15 protein-coding genes are annotated in these 17,243 nt (G+C 54.4%); 6 read left to right on the forward strand and 9 right to left on the reverse strand.

The genetic code is table 11. The features are described from left to right. Window positions 1-12: 12 nt before the first annotated feature. The 6 genes from mhpE to ACJHYW_RS19600 are packed head-to-tail and all read right to left on the reverse strand — an operon-like array spanning window position 13 to window position 6,283. Complete coding sequence (gene mhpE / locus ACJHYW_RS19575; RefSeq protein ID WP_000998300.1) at window positions 13-1,026, reverse strand: 4-hydroxy-2-oxovalerate aldolase; 1,014 nt, start codon at window positions 1,024-1,026, stop codon at window positions 13-15. After that, complete coding sequence (mhpF, locus tag ACJHYW_RS19580; protein WP_000044321.1) at window positions 1,023-1,973, reverse strand: acetaldehyde dehydrogenase; 951 nt, start codon at window positions 1,971-1,973, stop codon at window positions 1,023-1,025. The genes mhpE and mhpF overlap by 4 nt, the downstream gene beginning before the upstream one ends. Then, window positions 1,970-2,779, reverse strand: a complete 810-nt coding sequence (mhpD, locus tag ACJHYW_RS19585) for a 2-keto-4-pentenoate hydratase (RefSeq protein WP_000160714.1) — start codon at window positions 2,777-2,779, stop codon at window positions 1,970-1,972. The genes mhpF and mhpD overlap by 4 nt, the downstream gene beginning before the upstream one ends. A gap of 9 nt (window positions 2,780-2,788) precedes the next feature. Then, window positions 2,789-3,655 (reverse strand): 2-hydroxy-6-oxonona-2,4-dienedioate hydrolase, encoded by an 867-nt coding sequence (gene mhpC, locus ACJHYW_RS19590; RefSeq protein ID WP_000121883.1) that lies wholly within the window; start codon window positions 3,653-3,655, stop codon window positions 2,789-2,791. A 17-nt stretch (window positions 3,656-3,672) separates the two neighbouring features. Then, window positions 3,673-4,617: a 2,3-dihydroxyphenylpropionate/2,3-dihydroxicinnamic acid 1,2-dioxygenase gene (gene mhpB / locus ACJHYW_RS19595; RefSeq protein ID WP_000543457.1), complete on the reverse strand. Its 945-nt coding sequence runs from the start codon at window positions 4,615-4,617 to the stop codon at window positions 3,673-3,675. Between the two features lies 1 nt (window position 4,618). Continuing rightward, window positions 4,619-6,283, reverse strand: coding sequence for a bifunctional 3-(3-hydroxy-phenyl)propionate/3-hydroxycinnamic acid hydroxylase (locus ACJHYW_RS19600; protein ID WP_001007420.1), 1,665 nt, complete (start codon window positions 6,281-6,283; stop codon window positions 4,619-4,621). Between the two features lie 190 nt (window positions 6,284-6,473). Here ACJHYW_RS19600 and ACJHYW_RS19605 point away from each other — a divergent pair, with 190 nt between their 5' ends. From ACJHYW_RS19605 to lacA, 5 genes are all read left to right on the forward strand, one after another. Further along, window positions 6,474-7,307, forward strand: coding sequence for a DNA-binding transcriptional regulator (locus ACJHYW_RS19605; protein WP_001310207.1), 834 nt, complete (start codon window positions 6,474-6,476; stop codon window positions 7,305-7,307). Window positions 7,308-7,383: 76 nt separating this feature from the next. Continuing rightward, window positions 7,384-8,466: a DNA-binding transcriptional repressor LacI gene (gene lacI / locus ACJHYW_RS19610; protein WP_000805890.1), complete on the forward strand. Its 1,083-nt coding sequence runs from the start codon at window positions 7,384-7,386 to the stop codon at window positions 8,464-8,466. 122 nt (window positions 8,467-8,588) lie between these two features. After that, window positions 8,589-11,663 (forward strand): beta-galactosidase, encoded by a 3,075-nt coding sequence (lacZ, locus tag ACJHYW_RS19615; protein ID WP_000177888.1) that lies wholly within the window; start codon window positions 8,589-8,591, stop codon window positions 11,661-11,663. Between the two features lie 51 nt (window positions 11,664-11,714). After that, entirely contained in the window at window positions 11,715-12,968 is a 1,254-nt protein-coding gene (gene lacY / locus ACJHYW_RS19620) for a lactose permease (protein ID WP_000291547.1), read from the forward strand. Window positions 12,969-13,033: 65 nt separating this feature from the next. Beyond that, complete coding sequence (gene lacA, locus ACJHYW_RS19625; RefSeq protein ID WP_024179521.1) at window positions 13,034-13,645, forward strand: galactoside O-acetyltransferase; 612 nt, start codon at window positions 13,034-13,036, stop codon at window positions 13,643-13,645. Window positions 13,646-13,747: 102 nt separating this feature from the next. Here the strand turns inward: lacA and cynX are convergent, their stop codons facing one another. The 3 genes from cynX to cynT are packed head-to-tail and all read right to left on the reverse strand — an operon-like array spanning window position 13,748 to window position 16,095. Continuing rightward, entirely contained in the window at window positions 13,748-14,929 is a 1,182-nt protein-coding gene (gene cynX, locus ACJHYW_RS19630; protein WP_001361918.1) for a cyanate transporter CynX, read from the reverse strand. A 5-nt stretch (window positions 14,930-14,934) separates the two neighbouring features. After that, window positions 14,935-15,405: a cyanase gene (cynS, locus tag ACJHYW_RS19635; protein ID WP_000616241.1), complete on the reverse strand. Its 471-nt coding sequence runs from the start codon at window positions 15,403-15,405 to the stop codon at window positions 14,935-14,937. Between the two features lie 30 nt (window positions 15,406-15,435). Next, window positions 15,436-16,095, reverse strand: a complete 660-nt coding sequence (cynT, locus tag ACJHYW_RS19640; RefSeq protein ID WP_000658640.1) for a carbonic anhydrase CynT — start codon at window positions 16,093-16,095, stop codon at window positions 15,436-15,438. A gap of 109 nt (window positions 16,096-16,204) precedes the next feature. On the opposite strand from cynT, the gene cynR reads away from it, so the two are divergent. Then, a complete protein-coding gene (gene cynR / locus ACJHYW_RS19645) occupies window positions 16,205-17,104 on the forward strand; it encodes a transcriptional regulator CynR (RefSeq protein WP_000952478.1) in 900 nt (299 codons plus the stop codon). Window positions 17,105-17,243 lie beyond the last annotated feature (139 nt).

Below are 17,243 nucleotides of genomic sequence, written 5' to 3' on the forward strand. Positions count from 1 at the left end.
CGGCAGTCATCATTATTTGTTGTTGCGCAGATCCAGCGCCACGTCGACGATCATATCCTCCTGGCCGCCAACCATCCGGCGTTTGCCCAGCTCAACGAGAATATCCACCGCGCTTAAGCCATAACGCGCCGCCGCCGTTTCACAGTGACGCAGGAAGCTGGAGTAAACACCAGCGTATCCCAGCGCCAGCGTTTCGCGATCGACTCGTACCGGTCGATCCTGCAACGGACGCACCAGGTCGTCAGCGGCATCCATTAACGCATAGAGATCGGTCCCATGCTGCCAACCCAGTTTATCCGCGGCAGCAATAAACACTTCCAGCGGCGCGTTACCTGCGCCCGCCCCCATTCCCGCGAGACTGGCATCGATGCGGTCACAGCCCTCTTCCACCGCCGCGATAGAGTTCGCCACACCAAGACTCAGGTTATGGTGAGCATGCATGCCAGTTTGCGTTTCCGGTTTCAGCACCGCTTTCAGGGCGCGGAAACGGTCACGGATATCGCTCATGTTCATCGCTCCGCCAGAATCCACCACATAAATACAGGTCGCACCGTAGCCTTCCATCAGCTTTGCCTGCTTTGCGAGATTCTCCGGCGTGGTCATATGGCTCATCATCAGAAAACCAACGGTGTCCATTCCGAGCTCGCGGGCATACTGAATATGCTGGGCGGAAACATCAGCTTCGGTACAGTGCGTTGCCACACGAACCACCCGCGCGCCAGCCTGCCAGGCATTTTTCAAATCGTGAATAGTGCCGATTCCTGGCAGCAACAACGTCGCGATTTTGGCGTGCTTCACCACATCCGCCGCCGCTTCAATCCATTCAAGGTCGCTATGTGCGCCGAAACCATAGTTAAAGCTGGAACCCTGCAAACCGTCGCCGTGGGCCACTTCAATCGAATCCACGCGGGCATCGTCCAGTGCTTTGGCAACCTGGCGAACGTTTTCCAATGAATACTGATGACGAATGGCGTGCATACCATCACGCAACGTGACGTCCGAGATATAAAGTTTTTTATCGTTCATGCCGCTTCTCCTGCCTTGCGCGCCAGTGACTGAGCCATTTTTTCCGCTGTCGCCAGCGCACTGGAAGTCATAATGTCGAGGTTGCCCGCATAGGCAGGCAGATAATGCGCTGCGCCTTCGACTTCCAGCCAGACCGCCGTTTTCAGCCCGGAGAACTGCCCCACGCCCGGCAAATTAACCGGTTTATCCTGCGGGATGACTTCAAACTGCACGCGCTGTTTCAGGCGATAACCCGGTACGTAAGCCTGTACCGCCTCAGCCATTTCATTGATTGAGGCTTCGATATCATCTTGTGAAGCTTCGTCGCTCAATACATACACCGTGTCACGCATCATCAACGGTGGCTCTGCTGGGTTAAGCACAATAATCGCCTTCCCTTTTGCCGCACCGCCCACCACTTCAATGGCGCGCGAAGTGGTTTCCGTAAATTCATCGATATTGGCACGCGTGCCAGGTCCGGCAGATTTACTGGCAATAGAAGCGATAATTTCGGCGTAATGAACACGCGCCACGCGTGAAACTGCCGCCACCATTGGAATGGTGGCCTGGCCGCCGCAGGTGACCATGTTGACGTTCAGTTGATCGACGTTCTCCTCGAGGTTAACCACCGGCACGCAGTAAGGGCCGATGGCAGCAGGCGTCAGGTCAATTAAGCGAATATCCGGTTTCGCTTCGCGCAAAGCGGCATCGTTTTTCACATGCGCGCCCGCGCTGGTCGCATCAAACACTATATCGATATCAGCAAATTCAGGCATGTTCATCAGCCCAATCACCCCTTCATGGGTGGTAGCGACGCCCATACGTCTGGCACGCGCCAGACCGTCGGACTGAGGATCAATGCCGACCATCACCGCCATCTCCAGATGCTGACCGTGACGCAAAATTTTAATCATCAGATCGGTGCCAATGTTGCCTGAACCGATAATGGCGACTTTACGCTTACTCATGACAGACTTCCTTTTGGGGCTGCGCTTGAAAATGTCGCAGCAACTGAACCTATGCCTTCGATATGGGCTTCAAAACGATCGTCCGCATTCACCGCCACCATCGGACCTAATGCCCCGGTAAGAATGATATCTCCGGCGCGCAGCGGTTCACCCAGACTGGCCATTTTGCGTGCCAGCCAGACGGCGGCATTAAGCGGATGTCCCAGGCATTCGCTGCCGCGCCCGCTGGAAACCTCTTCGTTATTACGCGTCATCTTCATGGCGCAGTTTTTCAGGTCTAACCCCGCCGGGCGTTGCGCCGGACCGCCGATGACATACACCCCGCAGGAAGCGTTATCTGCCACGGTATCGACAAACTGAATCGACCAGTCGCGAATGCGGCTCCCCACCACCTCCAGCGCCGGAAGTACCCATTCAATGGCGTTATACAATTCGTCGAAGGTGATATCGGTTGCGGGTAGATCGCGGTTCAACACCAGTGCGATCTCCGCTTCAATGCGGGGTTGCAGAACACGGGAAAAACGAATGGTTTCATTATCGCCATAACACATGTCGGCAAATAATGTCCCGAAATCCGGTTGATCAACGCCCAGTTGTTGCTGCACTTTCGGATGCGTCAGCCCCACTTTACGCCCCACCACGCGACGCCCCTGCGCGACGTCATGTTGCACATTGATGTGCTGAATGGCGTAGGCCGCTTCAGCGTTATCGATACCAATCAGATCGCGCAGCGGCGCAATCGCTTCGCCCTGCTCTGCGGCGCGGCGTAAATCCGCCGCCAGTTGCTCAAGAGTATGCTTCGTCATGACCGTTCCTTAAGGGCGTGCGAGGAAATTCAGCACCAGTTGATTGAAAGCGTCGGCATGTTCCCACTGCGCCCAGTGACCACAGTCGCGGAAGATATGCAGTTCAGAACCGGCAATGCCGGACAGCAGACGCAGACCCGCATCCATCGGCACAAAGCGGTCGTTGCGCCCCCAGACAATCAGGGTTTGCGCTTTGATTTCCGCCAGACGTGGGCCAAAATCCGGGAACTGTTTCGGATTGGCTTCCAGGCTCTTAACGAAGTTTTCCAGGTGATCGCGGCGCGACAGCATATTATTCAGGCGCGCTTCAAACAGGGCGTCGGTCAAATCGCTGGTATCAAAAACGAAGATATCCATCATCAGCTTCAGGTTTTCGATAGTCGGCTGACGATAAAGCTGATTCAGTCGCTTAATACCTTCGGTTGGCATCGGCGTAAACAAACTCATGCCGCCCGTACCGCCGCCCATCAGCACCAGTTTGCCGACGCGCTCCGGCCAGTTAAGGGTGAACGCCACAGAACTGTGGCCGCCCATCGAGTTGCCCAGCAGGTGGATTTTGGCGATATCCAGTTGATCCACCACGCTTTTCAGGATTTGCGCATTAAGATCCGATCGCGAACCACTATTAACGATCGAATCGCTCTTACCCCAACCCGGACAATCCAGCAGGATCACCCGATAGCCCGCCTCTACCAGCGGATCGATATTGCGGCTGAAGTTCGCCCAGCCAGTAGCACCCGGGCCGGAACCATGCAGCAGGACAACAGTTTCGTCGCCTTGTCCGCAGTCATTAAAATGGATGCGCAGCGTTTTACCCGCTTCTTCTACATTCAGAAAACGGCTGGTGGCGGCTTCGGTTTGTGGCTGATAACTCATCATCTTCTCCTGCATATTCAGTTCTCTGTTCTGGCGCTTAACGAGCCAAATCCGGCAATCCACTCCGGGATTGGGCGGTAATAACGCCCTTCGCTACGCCAGTTGCCAAACGCAGAAATAGCGGCAAAAGCGGCGACCCAGGTTTTGATTTCATGTGTCGACTTTCCGGCAATGGCGGAAAGCTCTTCGTTACTGACGGCATCCAGTTCCTGTATGCGTCCCTGCTCCAGCAAAGTCATGAACTGGTTATCCCAAATCGGGTTGAGCGGATGCAGCGTTCTCTGATCCTCAACAAACTTCTCAGCGGCGCTAATCACCCGTTGCTGACGCAATTCGCGCTCACTGGCGGGTAAATCTTTCCCGCTCCCCAATAGACGGTCGCGCATATGGGCATCGGCTTTCGCCAGTTCTGGCACCGGCGGCTGATGGGAAAGCCCACCGGACCCAAGGAACAGCACGCGTTTATTGAGAGTGCTGGTGAAACGTCCAATGGCTTCCCCCAACATGCGGGTACGCTGGAAACCGGGCAGCGGCGTGGCGACACCGTTGATGAACACCGGCAGTACTGGCACCTTATCCAGCCCGCCGAGCAGGAACTCCAGCGGCTGGGCGAACCCGTGGTCCACCTGCATACAGTAAGAAACGGCAAGATCGATCCCGCTCTTCATGACGGCATGCGCACAGGCCTCCGCCAGCTCCACAGGCACGGGCAGCTCACCTGCCGCACTGCCGAAATCACCAATTGCCGTCGCTCCAACGCCTAAACAGAACGGTGGCATCACGTCATAGAAAAAGCCGTTGTAGTGATCTGGCGCAAACAGCACCACCAGTTCAGGGGAGAAAGCCGCAATACGCTCGCGGGCGCTGGCAATCACACCATTGACCTCATCGAGTACCTCTTGCGCCGGGTCGACATATCCCACCAGCGGCGAGTGGGAAAGACAGTGAAGATAAGCGTGCATATCAGGCTACCTTTTCGACAGAAACGTCGGCATCAGGGCGGGTCAGCGTCATCACCGACGCCAGTTTATTCAGGGTCTTGCCCAGGGTTTGCGGAATGGCGGTGGCGGCAACAAAGCGATCCGGGCGCATCACCACCAGCGAAGCATTGTGTTGCGCGAACCAGCTACGCAGGCGACCTTGCGTATCCCCCACGCGTAGTACGCCGTCGTGGTTATCCTGTGCGGTATGAATTTGCACTTCCGGCACCACCTGAATGAAGCGTGTGCCCAACGCGCGCCACTGCTGGATTTGCTCGTCGCTCATCCCCCACAGTGGATTGCATCCCCAGCCAATTACCGCGAAGTTCGCGCCGATCGCGTTATCGAGCAGCGTCACGTCGCCGTTTTCCAGCGTGACTTTCGGCTGAATAAACATCTTGCCGACCGGAGAGTGCTTCGCTTCGCCCTCACGCACCAGCGCACCGCCGTAATATTGCGGCATCGGCTTGAAGCGCATTTCAAGGAAGTAGCGTTTTACTGGCGGCAGATAATTCAACAGCCAGGAAACGCCGTCACGTAATGTACCCTGCCAGCGTTTCGGCGGAGCCAGCACGTTGCCCGCCGTCACGGACAGGTCAATCATCGCTTTGGCGTGATCGCGACGTTCTTGTTGATAGGTATCGAGCAGCGCATCGCGGGCTTTCCCCTGGATAACCAACGCCAGTTTCCATGCGAGGTTAAAGGCGTCGCGCATACCACTGTTATAGCCCTGCCCCTGCCACACCGGCATGATGTGTGCGGCATCGCCCGCCAGCAGTACGCGATCAATACGAAAACGTTGCGCCAGTCGCGCGTTGTGGGTGTAGACACGCTGGCGAATCAATTCAACATTGTCCGGATTAGGCAGCACTTTGCTTAACAGCTTGCGCATATTTTGCGGCTCACGCAGCTGTTCTTCGGTTTCTCCCGGCATCACCATAAATTCAAAGCGACGTACCGCATGAGGCAGCGCGGCAGAAACATACGGGCGCACCGGATCACAACACAAATAGATATGCGGCGTACTTAACGGATCGTTGGCGATATCTACCACAATCCACTGATTTGGCGCAGTTTTACCTTCAAACGGCACATTCAGGGTGCGACGGACAAAACTTGCCCCACCATCACAGGCCACCAGCCACTGGGCTTTGACCGTTTCCCGCTGCCCTTCTTCCGTTTTTAGGTGCAAGGTCACTTCGTCATCTTGCTGGCTGAAGGCCTCCAGCTCGCGGGAAAACAGGCAGCGCACATTCGGAAAACGCGACAATCCTTCCAGCATCACCGCATCGACCTGAGGCTGAATAAAGGCGTTACGGCGCGGCCAGCCAAATTCATCGGTCATTGGCTGAATATCAGCAAAACAGCGACCTTTTGGGGTGAGAAAACGCATCGCGTGCCACGGCGTAGTGTGCGGCAGAACATTATCGACCAGGCCAACCGACTGCATGGTGCGCAGCGCCTCGTCATCAATACCAATCGCACGCGGGTAGTCGATCAACTTATCGAGTTTCTCCACCACCAGCACGTCAATGCCCATCTGGCCGAGATAGTTCGCCATCATCAGCCCGACCGGACCGGCACCAGCGATCGCCACCTGAACGCTATGGTTAACAGCAGGCTGGATGTCAGGGTGTTGTATTGCCATTTCAGTACCTCACGACTCGGACAAAATGCCGTTGCGCGCACAGTACAGCGCAACTTGTTTTGTTAAAAACATGTAAATGATTTTTTATTGTGCGCTCAGTATAGGAAGGGTGTTTTCGGCTACAATCAAAACATGCCCGAATGTGCACCAGGTGCACAACGTTGTTTTAACTATATAAATGTCAATTAATATGCAGAACAATGAGCAGACGGAATACAAAACCGTGCGCGGCTTAACCCGCGGTCTAATGTTATTAAATATGTTAAATAAACTTGACGGCGGTGCCAGCGTCGGGCTGCTGGCGGAACTCAGCGGCCTGCATCGCACCACTGTGCGGCGACTGCTGGAGACGCTGCAGGAAGAGGGATATGTCCGGCGTAGTCCCTCCGATGATAGTTTCCGTTTGACCATCAAAGTGCGGCAATTAAGCGAAGGATTTCGTGACGAACAGTGGATTTCTGCACTGGCTGCCCCACTGCTGGGCGATCTGTTGCGCGAAGTGGTATGGCCGACAGATGTGTCCACGCTGGATGTTGATGCAATGGTGGTACGCGAAACCACCCATCGTTTCAGCCGATTATCCTTTCACCGGGCAATGGTCGGGCGACGGTTACCGCTTCTGAAAACCGCCTCGGGCCTGACCTGGCTGGCCTTTTGCCCGGAACAAGAACGCAAGGAATTAATCGAGATGTTAGCCTCCCGCCCCGGTGATGACTATCAACTGGCACGAGAACCGTTAAAGCTGGAAGCCATTCTGGCGCGCGCGCGCAAAGAGGGGTACGGACAGAACTACCGCGGCTGGGATCAGGAGGAGAAGATCGCCTCTATCGCCGTACCGCTGCGCAGTGAACAACGGGTGATTGGCTGTCTGAATCTGGTGTATATGGCGAGCGCAATGACCATCGAACAGGCAGCGGAAAAGCATCTTCCGGCGCTGCAACGGGTGGCAAAACAGATCGAAGAAGGGGTTGAATCGCAGGCTATTCTGGTAGCGGGAAGGCGAAGCGGCGTGCATTTACGCTGACACCATCGAATGGCGCAAAACCTTTCGTGGTATGGCATGATAGCGCCCGGAAGAGAGTCAATTCAGGGTGGTGAATGTGAAACCAGTAACGCTATACGATGTCGCAGAGTATGCCGGTGTCTCTTATCAGACCGTTTCCCGCGTGGTGAACCAGGCCAGCCACGTTTCTGCGAAAACGCGGGAAAAAGTGGAAGCGGCGATGGCGGAGCTGAATTACATTCCCAACCGCGTGGCACAACAACTGGCAGGCAAACAGTCGTTGCTGATTGGCGTTGCCACCTCCAGTCTGGCCCTGCACGCGCCGTCGCAAATTGTCGCGGCGATTAAATCTCGCGCCGATCAACTGGGTGCCAGCGTGGTGGTGTCGATGGTAGAACGAAGCGGCGTCGAAGCCTGTAAAGCGGCGGTGCACAATCTTCTCGCGCAACGCGTCAGTGGGCTGATCATTAACTATCCGCTGGATGACCAGGATGCCATTGCTGTGGAAGCTGCCTGCGCTAATGTTCCGGCGTTATTTCTTGATGTCTCTGACCAGACACCCATCAACAGTATTATTTTCTCCCATGAAGACGGTACGCGACTGGGCGTGGAGCATCTGGTCGCATTGGGTCACCAGCAAATCGCGCTGTTAGCAGGTCCATTAAGTTCTGTCTCGGCGCGTCTGCGTCTGGCGGGCTGGCATAAATATCTCACACGCAATCAAATTCAGCCGATAGCGGAACGGGAAGGCGACTGGAGTGCCATGTCCGGTTTTCAACAAACCATGCAAATGCTGAATGAGGGCATCGTCCCCACTGCGATGCTGGTTGCCAACGATCAGATGGCGCTGGGCGCAATGCGCGCCATTACCGAGTCCGGGCTGCGCGTTGGTGCGGATATCTCGGTAGTGGGATACGACGATACCGAAGACAGCTCGTGTTATATCCCGCCGTTAACCACCATCAAACAGGATTTTCGCCTGCTGGGGCAAACCAGCGTGGACCGCTTGCTGCAACTCTCTCAGGGCCAGGCGGTGAAGAGCAATCAGCTGTTGCCCGTCTCACTGGTGAAAAGAAAAACCACCCTTCCGCCCAATACGCAAACCGCTTCTCCCCAGGCGTTGGCAGATTCTTTAATGCAGCTGGCGCGACAAATTTCCCGACTGGAAAGCGGGCAGTGAGCGCAACGCAATTAATGTGAGTCAGCTCACTCATTAGGCACCCCAGGCTTTACACTTTATGCGTCCGGCTCGTATGTTGTGTGGAATTGTGAGCGGATAACAATTTCACACAGGATACAGCTATGACTATGATTACGGATTCACTGGCCGTCGTATTACAACGTCGTGACTGGGAAAACCCTGGCGTTACCCAACTTAATCGCCTTGCGGCACATCCCCCTTTCGCCAGCTGGCGTAATAGCGAAGAGGCCCGCACCGATCGCCCTTCCCAACAGTTGCGCAGCCTGAATGGCGAATGGCGCTTTGCCTGGTTTCCGGCACCAGAAGCGGTGCCGGAAAGCTGGCTGGAGTGCGATCTTCCTGAGGCCGATACTGTCGTCGTCCCCTCAAACTGGCAGATGCACGGTTACGATGCGCCTATCTACACCAACGTGACCTATCCCATTACGGTCAATCCGCCGTTTGTTCCCGCGGAGAATCCGACGGGTTGTTACTCGCTCACATTTAATATTGATGAATGCTGGCTACAGGAAGGCCAGACGCGAATTATTTTTGATGGCGTTAATTCGGCGTTTCATTTGTGGTGCAACGGGCGCTGGGTCGGTTACGGACAGGACAGCCGTTTGCCGTCTGAATTTGACCTGAGCGCATTTTTACGCGCCGGAGAAAACCGCCTCGCGGTGATGGTGCTGCGCTGGAGTGACGGTAGCTATCTGGAAGATCAGGATATGTGGCGGATGAGCGGCATTTTCCGTGACGTCTCGTTGCTGCATAAACCGACCACACAAATCAGCGATTTCCATGTTGCCACTCACTTTAATGATGATTTCAGCCGCGCGGTACTGGAGGCAGAAGTTCAGATGTATGGCGAGTTGCGCGATGAGCTGCGGGTGACGGTTTCTTTGTGGCAGGGTGAAACGCAGGTCGCCAGCGGCACCGCGCCTTTCGGCGGTGAAATTATCGATGAGCGTGGTGGTTATGCCGATCGCGTCACACTACGTCTGAACGTCGAAAACCCGAAACTGTGGAGCGCCGAAATCCCGAATCTCTATCGTGCGGTGGTTGAACTGCACACCACCGACGGCACGCTGATTGAAGCAGAAGCCTGCGATGTCGGTTTCCGCGAGGTGCGGATTGAAAATGGTCTGCTGCTGCTGAACGGCAAGCCGTTGCTGATTCGCGGCGTTAACCGTCACGAGCATCATCCTCTGCATGGTCAGGTCATGGATGAGCAGACGATGGTGCAGGATATCCTGCTGATGAAGCAGAACAACTTTAACGCCGTGCGCTGTTCGCATTATCCGAACCATCCGCTGTGGTACACGCTATGCGACCGCTACGGCCTGTATGTGGTGGATGAAGCCAACATTGAAACCCACGGCATGGTGCCAATGAATCGTCTGACCGATGATCCGCGCTGGCTACCGGCGATGAGCGAACGCGTAACGCGAATGGTGCAGCGCGATCGTAATCACCCGAGTGTAATCATCTGGTCGCTGGGGAATGAATCAGGCCACGGCGCTAATCACGACGCGCTGTATCGCTGGATCAAATCTGTCGATCCTTCCCGCCCGGTACAGTATGAAGGCGGCGGAGCCGACACCACGGCCACCGATATTATTTGCCCGATGTACGCGCGCGTGGATGAAGACCAGCCCTTCCCGGCTGTGCCAAAATGGTCCATCAAAAAATGGCTTTCGCTGCCTGGAGAAATGCGCCCGCTGATCCTTTGCGAATATGCCCACGCGATGGGTAACAGTCTTGGCGGCTTCGCTAAATACTGGCAGGCGTTTCGTCAGTACCCCCGTTTACAGGGCGGCTTCGTCTGGGACTGGGTGGATCAGTCGCTGATTAAATATGATGAAAACGGCAACCCGTGGTCGGCTTACGGCGGTGATTTTGGCGATACGCCGAACGATCGCCAGTTCTGCATGAACGGTCTGGTATTTGCCGACCGCACGCCGCATCCGGCGCTGACGGAAGCAAAACACCAGCAGCAGTTTTTCCAGTTCCGTTTATCCGGGCGAACCATCGAAGTGACCAGCGAATACCTGTTCCGTCATAGCGATAACGAACTCCTGCACTGGTCGGTGGCGCTCGATGGCAAGCCGCTGGCAAGCGGTGAAGTGCCTCTGGATGTCGCTCCACAAGATAAACAGGTGATTGAACTGCCTGAACTACCGCAGCCGGAAAGCACCGGACAACTCTGGCTTACGGTACACGTAGTGCAACCGAACGCGACCGCATGGTCAGAAGCCAGACACATTAGCGCCTGGCAGCAGTGGCGTCTGGCGGAAAACCTCAGCGTGACACTCCCCTCCGCGCCCCACGCCATCCCGCAACTGACCACCAGCGAAACGGATTTTTGCATCGAGCTGGGTAATAAACGTTGGCAATTTAACCGCCAGTCAGGCTTTCTTTCACAGATGTGGATTGGCGATGAAAAACAACTGCTGACGCCGCTGCGCGATCAGTTCACCCGTGCACCGCTGGATAACGACATTGGCGTAAGTGAAGCGACCCGCATTGACCCTAACGCCTGGGTCGAACGCTGGAAGACGGCGGGCCATTACCAGGCCAAAGCAGCGTTGTTGCAGTGCACGGCAGATACACTTGCCGACGCGGTGCTGATTACGACCGCTCACGCGTGGCAGCATCAGGGGAAAACCTTATTTATCAGCCGGAAAACCTACCGGATTGATGGTAGTGGTCAAATGGCGATTACCGTTGATGTTGAAGTAGCGAGCGATACACCGCATCCGGCACGGATTGGCCTGACCTGCCAGCTGGCGCAGGTCGCAGAGCGGGTAAACTGGCTCGGATTAGGGCCGCAAGAAAACTATCCCGACCGCCTTACTGCAGCCTGTTTTGACCGCTGGGATCTGCCATTGTCAGACATGTATACCCCGTACGTCTTCCCGAGCGAAAACGGTCTGCGCTGCGAGACGCGCGAATTGAATTATGGCCCACACCAGTGGCGCGGCGACTTCCAGTTCAACATCAGCCGCTACAGCCAACAACAACTGATGGAAACCAGCCATCGCCATCTGCTGCACGCGGAAGAAGGCACATGGCTGAATATCGACGGTTTCCATATGGGGATTGGTGGCGACGACTCCTGGAGCCCGTCAGTATCGGCGGAATTCCAGCTGAGCGCCGGTCGCTACCATTACCAGTTAGTCTGGTGTCAAAAATAATAATAACCGGGCAGGCTATGTCTGCCCGTATTTCGCGTAAGGAAATCCATTATGTACTATTTAAAAAACACAAACTTTTGGATGTTCGGTTTATTCTTTTTCTTTTACTTTTTTATCATGGGGGCCTACTTCCCGTTTTTCCCGATTTGGCTACATGACATCAACCATATCAGCAAAAGTGATACGGGTATTATTTTTGCCGCTATTTCTCTGTTCTCGCTATTATTCCAACCGCTGTTTGGTCTGCTTTCTGACAAACTCGGGCTGCGCAAATACCTGCTGTGGATTATTACCGGCATGTTAGTGATGTTTGCGCCGTTCTTTATTTTTATCTTCGGGCCACTGTTACAATACAACATTTTAGTAGGATCGATTGTTGGTGGTATTTATCTTGGCTTTTGTTTTAACGCCGGTGCGCCAGCAGTAGAGGCATTTATCGAGAAAGTCAGCCGTCGCAGTAATTTCGAATTTGGTCGCGCGCGGATGTTTGGCTGTGTTGGCTGGGCGCTGTGTGCCTCGATTGTCGGTATCATGTTCACCATCAATAATCAGTTTGTTTTCTGGCTGGGTTCTGGCTGTGCACTCATCCTCGCCGTTTTACTCTTTTTCGCCAAAACGGATGCGCCCTCTTCTGCCACGGTTGCCAATGCGGTAGGTGCCAACCATTCGGCATTTAGCCTTAAGCTGGCACTGGAACTGTTCAGACAGCCAAAACTGTGGTTTTTATCACTATATGTTATTGGCGTTTCCTGCACCTACGATGTTTTTGACCAACAGTTTGCTAATTTCTTTACTTCGTTCTTTGCCACAGGTGAACAGGGTACGCGGGTATTTGGCTACGTAACGACAATGGGCGAATTACTTAACGCCTCGATTATGTTCTTTGCGCCACTGATCATTAATCGCATCGGTGGGAAAAACGCCCTACTGCTGGCTGGCACTATTATGTCTGTACGTATTATTGGCTCATCGTTCGCCACCTCAGCGCTGGAAGTGGTTATTCTGAAAACGCTGCATATGTTTGAAGTACCGTTCCTGCTGGTGGGCTGCTTTAAATATATTACCAGCCAGTTTGAAGTGCGTTTTTCAGCGACGATTTATCTGGTCTGTTTCTGCTTCTTTAAGCAACTGGCGATGATTTTTATGTCTGTACTGGCGGGCAATATGTATGAACGCATCGGTTTCCAGGGCGCTTATCTGGTGCTGGGTCTGGTGGCGCTGGGCTTCACCTTTATTTCCGTGTTCACGCTTAGCGGCCCCGGCCCGCTTTCTCTACTGCGTCGTCAGGTGAATGAAGTCGCTTAAGCAATCAATGTCGGATGCGGCGCGAGCGCCTTATCCGACCAACATATCAGGGCGGAATGATCGCAATGAACATGTCGATGACAGAAAGAATAAAAGCAGGCAAGCTATTTACCGATATGTGCGAAGGCTTACCTGAAAAAAGACTTCGTGGGAAAACGTTAATGTATGAGTTTAATCACTCGCATCCATCAGAAGTTGATAAAAGAGAAAGCCTGATTAAAGAAATGTTTGCCACGGTAGGGGAAAACGCCTGGGTAGAACCCCCCGTCTATTTCTCTTACGGTTCCAACATCCATATAGGCCGCAATTTTTATGCAAATTTCAATTTAACCATTGTCGACGACTACACGGTAACGATCGGTGATAACGTATTGATTGCACCCAACGTTACTCTTTCCGTTACGGGACACCCGGTACACCATGAATTGAGAAAAAACGGAGAGATGTACTCTTTTCCGATAACGATTGGCAATAACGTCTGGATCGGAAGTCATGTGGTCATTAATCCAGGCGTCACCATCGGGGATAATTCTGTTATTGGCGCGGGTAGTGTCGTCATAAAAGACATTCCACCAAACGTCGTGGCTGCTGGCGTTCCTTGCCGGGTTATTCGCGAAATAAACGACCGGGATAAGCAATATTATTTCAGAGATTACAAAGTTGAATCGTCAGTTTAAATTATAAAAATTGCCTGATGCGCTTCGCTTATCAGGCCTACAAGTTCAGTGATCTACGTAGGCCGCATCCGGCGTGAACAAAGCGCAGGAACAAGCGTCGCATCATGCCTCTTTGACCCACAGCTGCGGAAAACGTGCTGGTGCAAAACGCAGGGTTATGATCATCAGCCCAACGACGCACAGCACATGAAACGCCCAGTCCATCAAGTAATTGCCACTGATACTACGCAGCACACCAGAAAACCAGGGAGCAAGCCCGGCGATGATAAAACCGCTCCCCTGCATAAACGCCACCAGTTTGCCAGCAATAGCCGGTTGCGCAGAGTGATCGAGCGCCAGCAGCAAACAGAGCGGAAATGCGCCGCCCAGACCTAAACCACACACCATCGCCCAGAAGACCGGCAATTGCAGCGGCAGCCAGATAAAGCCGCAGAAACCCACCAGTTGTAACGCCAGCGCCAGCATCAAAAGTTTGCGCCGATCCTGATGGCGAGCCATAGCAGGCATCAGCAATGCCCCTGCAGCTTGCCCAAGCGTCATCAACGCCAGCAAGGAACCGCTGTACTGCGCGCTGGCACCAATCTCAATATAGAAAGCGGGTAACCAGGCAATCAGGCTGGCGTAACCACCGTTAATCAGACCGAAGTAAACACCCAGCGTCCACGCGCGGGGAGTGAATACCACGCGAACCGGAGTGGTTGTTGTCTTGTGAGAAGAGGCGACCTCGCGGGCGCTTTGCCACCACCAGGCAAAGAGCGCAACAACGGCAGGCAGCGCCCACCAGGCGAGTGTTTGATACCAGGTTTCGCTATGTTGAACTAACCAGGGCGTAATGGCGGCACCAAGTCCACCGCCGCCCATCAGAGCCGCGGACCACAGCCCCATCACCAGTGGCGTACGGTGCTGAAACCGCCGCTTAATTACCGAAGGCATCACTGCCTGAATGATGCCGATCCCCACTCCACCAAGCAGTGCGCTGCTAAGCAACAGCGCACTTTGGGGGTAAAGCTCACGCATCAATGCACCGACGGCAATCAGTAACAAACTGATGGCGACGCTGCGACGTTCGCTGACATGCTGATGAAGCCAGCTTCCGGCCAGCGCCAGCCCGCCCATGGTAACCACCGGCAGAGCGGTCAACAGGGCAGCCACGCTAAAGCTCATTCCGCTTGCCTGGCGCAATTGCGGTAGCAGTGGCCCGACGGAGGTGAGCAGTGGTCGCATATTAAGACCAATCAGCACCAGAACCAGCAGCATCGTGAACGTCTTTTGATGGTTACGCATGGCTGTCAGAACGGTTTGGTCGGCAGATATTTACCATCTAAGGTGATGACCGCACGTTCGCCACCTTCCGGGTCCGCCACTTTCTTAACGTCGAGTTTGAAGTTAATCGCGCTGATAATGCCATCGCCAAACTTCTCATGAACCAACGCTTTCAGGGTTGTGCCGTACACCTGCAACATTTCATAGAAACGATACATCGTTGGGTCGGTTGGAATACGGTCATCAATGCAGCCACGCAGTGGAATCATCTGCAACAGTAGAATGGCGTCTTCGTCGAGATCCAGCTTCGCCCCGACCAGGCGGGCGGCGTCGGCAGGAAGCGCCTGCTGCCCCAGCAAAGCCGCGGTTACAAAGGCTTCTGCCAGACCGGTGCCGTCGGCAATCTCGGCAAATGAGAGATCTTTTTTAGCTTTGCTGAGCAAAATGGCATCGGCAAGATCAAGACGAATATTGCGGTTAATTTGCGACTGAATCATGGTGGATCTCCTGATGGTTTAAAAATAAGGTTACGCTGCGGTCGGTTGGCGTAGCGGTATGGCACAAACGCGAGGATTAGCGGCCAGTGGCACAAACTGGCGGGTTGCGCCGTCAAAAGCTGCGATGCTGCCGCTTGCAATGTCGTAGACCCAGCCGTGCAGGGCGATCCGCCCCTCTTCGAGCGCCAGGCGCACCGATGGATGAGTTTGCAAATTAGCCAACTGAGCAATGACGTTTTCACGTACCATCGCCGCAGCTTTTGACGGTAAATCGGGATGCGGGCGCGCCTCATTAACGACGCGGGCTGAATCGGCATAACGCAGCCAGTGGGAGACGGCAGGCATATGGTCCATGCACTGACAGCTGGCAATGGCGGTCATCGCGCCACAGTTGGAATGACCGCAAATCACAATGTCAGATACCCGAAGCGCAGCGACGGCGTACTCCACCGAAGCAGAAACGCCACCGGGTTCCGGCCCGTAGGAAGGGACGATATTGCCCGCGTTGCGAATAACGAACAGATCGCCAGGCTCACGTTGCGTCACCAGCTCAGGGACCAGACGGCTGTCGGAGCAGGAGATAAAAAGTGTGCGCGGGCTTTGCTGTGTCGCCAGCTGTTTAAACAAGGCTTCCCGCTTCGGAAATGCCTCGCGCTGGAATTTAAGGAATCCATCAATAATCTCTTTCACCGTTAACCTCTGTCTGTCTCTGGAATGAGAGGCAGACTACTCGCCGATTGTCATAAGGTAAAAGTCTCATTTATGATGAGTTCTATTGGATTTACTTATAGGTTGGCGAATGCTCTCTCGACATATCAATTATTTTCTTGCCGTGGCTGAACATGGCAGCTTTACCCGTGCCGCCAGTGCGTTGCACGTCTCCCAGCCTGCGCTTTCCCAGCAGATTCGCCAGTTAGAGGAGAGTTTAGGCGTGCCGCTGTTTGACCGTAGCGGGCGAACGATTCGTCTCACTGATGCGGGAGAAGTCTGGCGACAGTACGCCAGCCGGGCGTTACAGGAACTGGGGGCGGGTAAACGGGCGATTCATGATGTTGCCGATCTGACGCGAGGATCGCTGCGTATCGCCGTCACTCCCACCTTTACAAGCTACTTTATCGGCCCTTTAATGGCGGATTTCTATGCGCGCTACCCCGGCATCACGCTCCAGCTACAGGAAATGTCGCAGGAGAAAATCGAAGATCTGCTTTGTCGCGACGAGCTGGACGTTGGGATTGCCTTCGCGCCTGCGCATTCGCCGGAGCTGGAGGCAATTCCTTTACTGACAGAAAGTTTAGCGTTAGTCGTGGCGCAACATCATCCGCTGGCTGCCTGTGAACAGGTGGCGTTGAGTCGCTTGCATGATGAAAAACTGGTCCTGCTCAGCGCGGAATTTGCCACCAGAGAGCAAATTGACCACTACTGCGAGAAAGCGGGGCTACATCCACAGGTGGTCATTGAGGCGAACTCAATTAGCGCGGTTCTGGAGCTGATTCGCCGCACTTCCCTTTCCACATTGTTGCCAGCAGCGATTGCCACACAACATGACGGGCTTAAAGCGATTTCTCTTGCCCCACCGTTACTGGAGAGAACGGCGGTTTTGTTGCGGCGGAAAAATAGCTGGCAGACAGCCGCCGCGAAGGCATTTTTACACATGGCGTTGGATAAATGCGCGGTTGTTGGCGGAAATGAATCGCGGTAACCACTGACACAATTGCCTGATGCGCTACGCTTATCAGGCCTTGTATTATCCCTCCTGTGCAGAGAAAATCGGCCAGTTTTCTCTGCCTGCAGTCCGCATGCCGTATCGGGCCTTAGGTTTTCAACCTGTTGCGTAGATT

The organism is Escherichia sp. WS3063 (genome assembly GCF_046486595.1).
GTDB lineage: Bacteria > Pseudomonadota > Gammaproteobacteria > Enterobacterales > Enterobacteriaceae > Escherichia > Escherichia coli.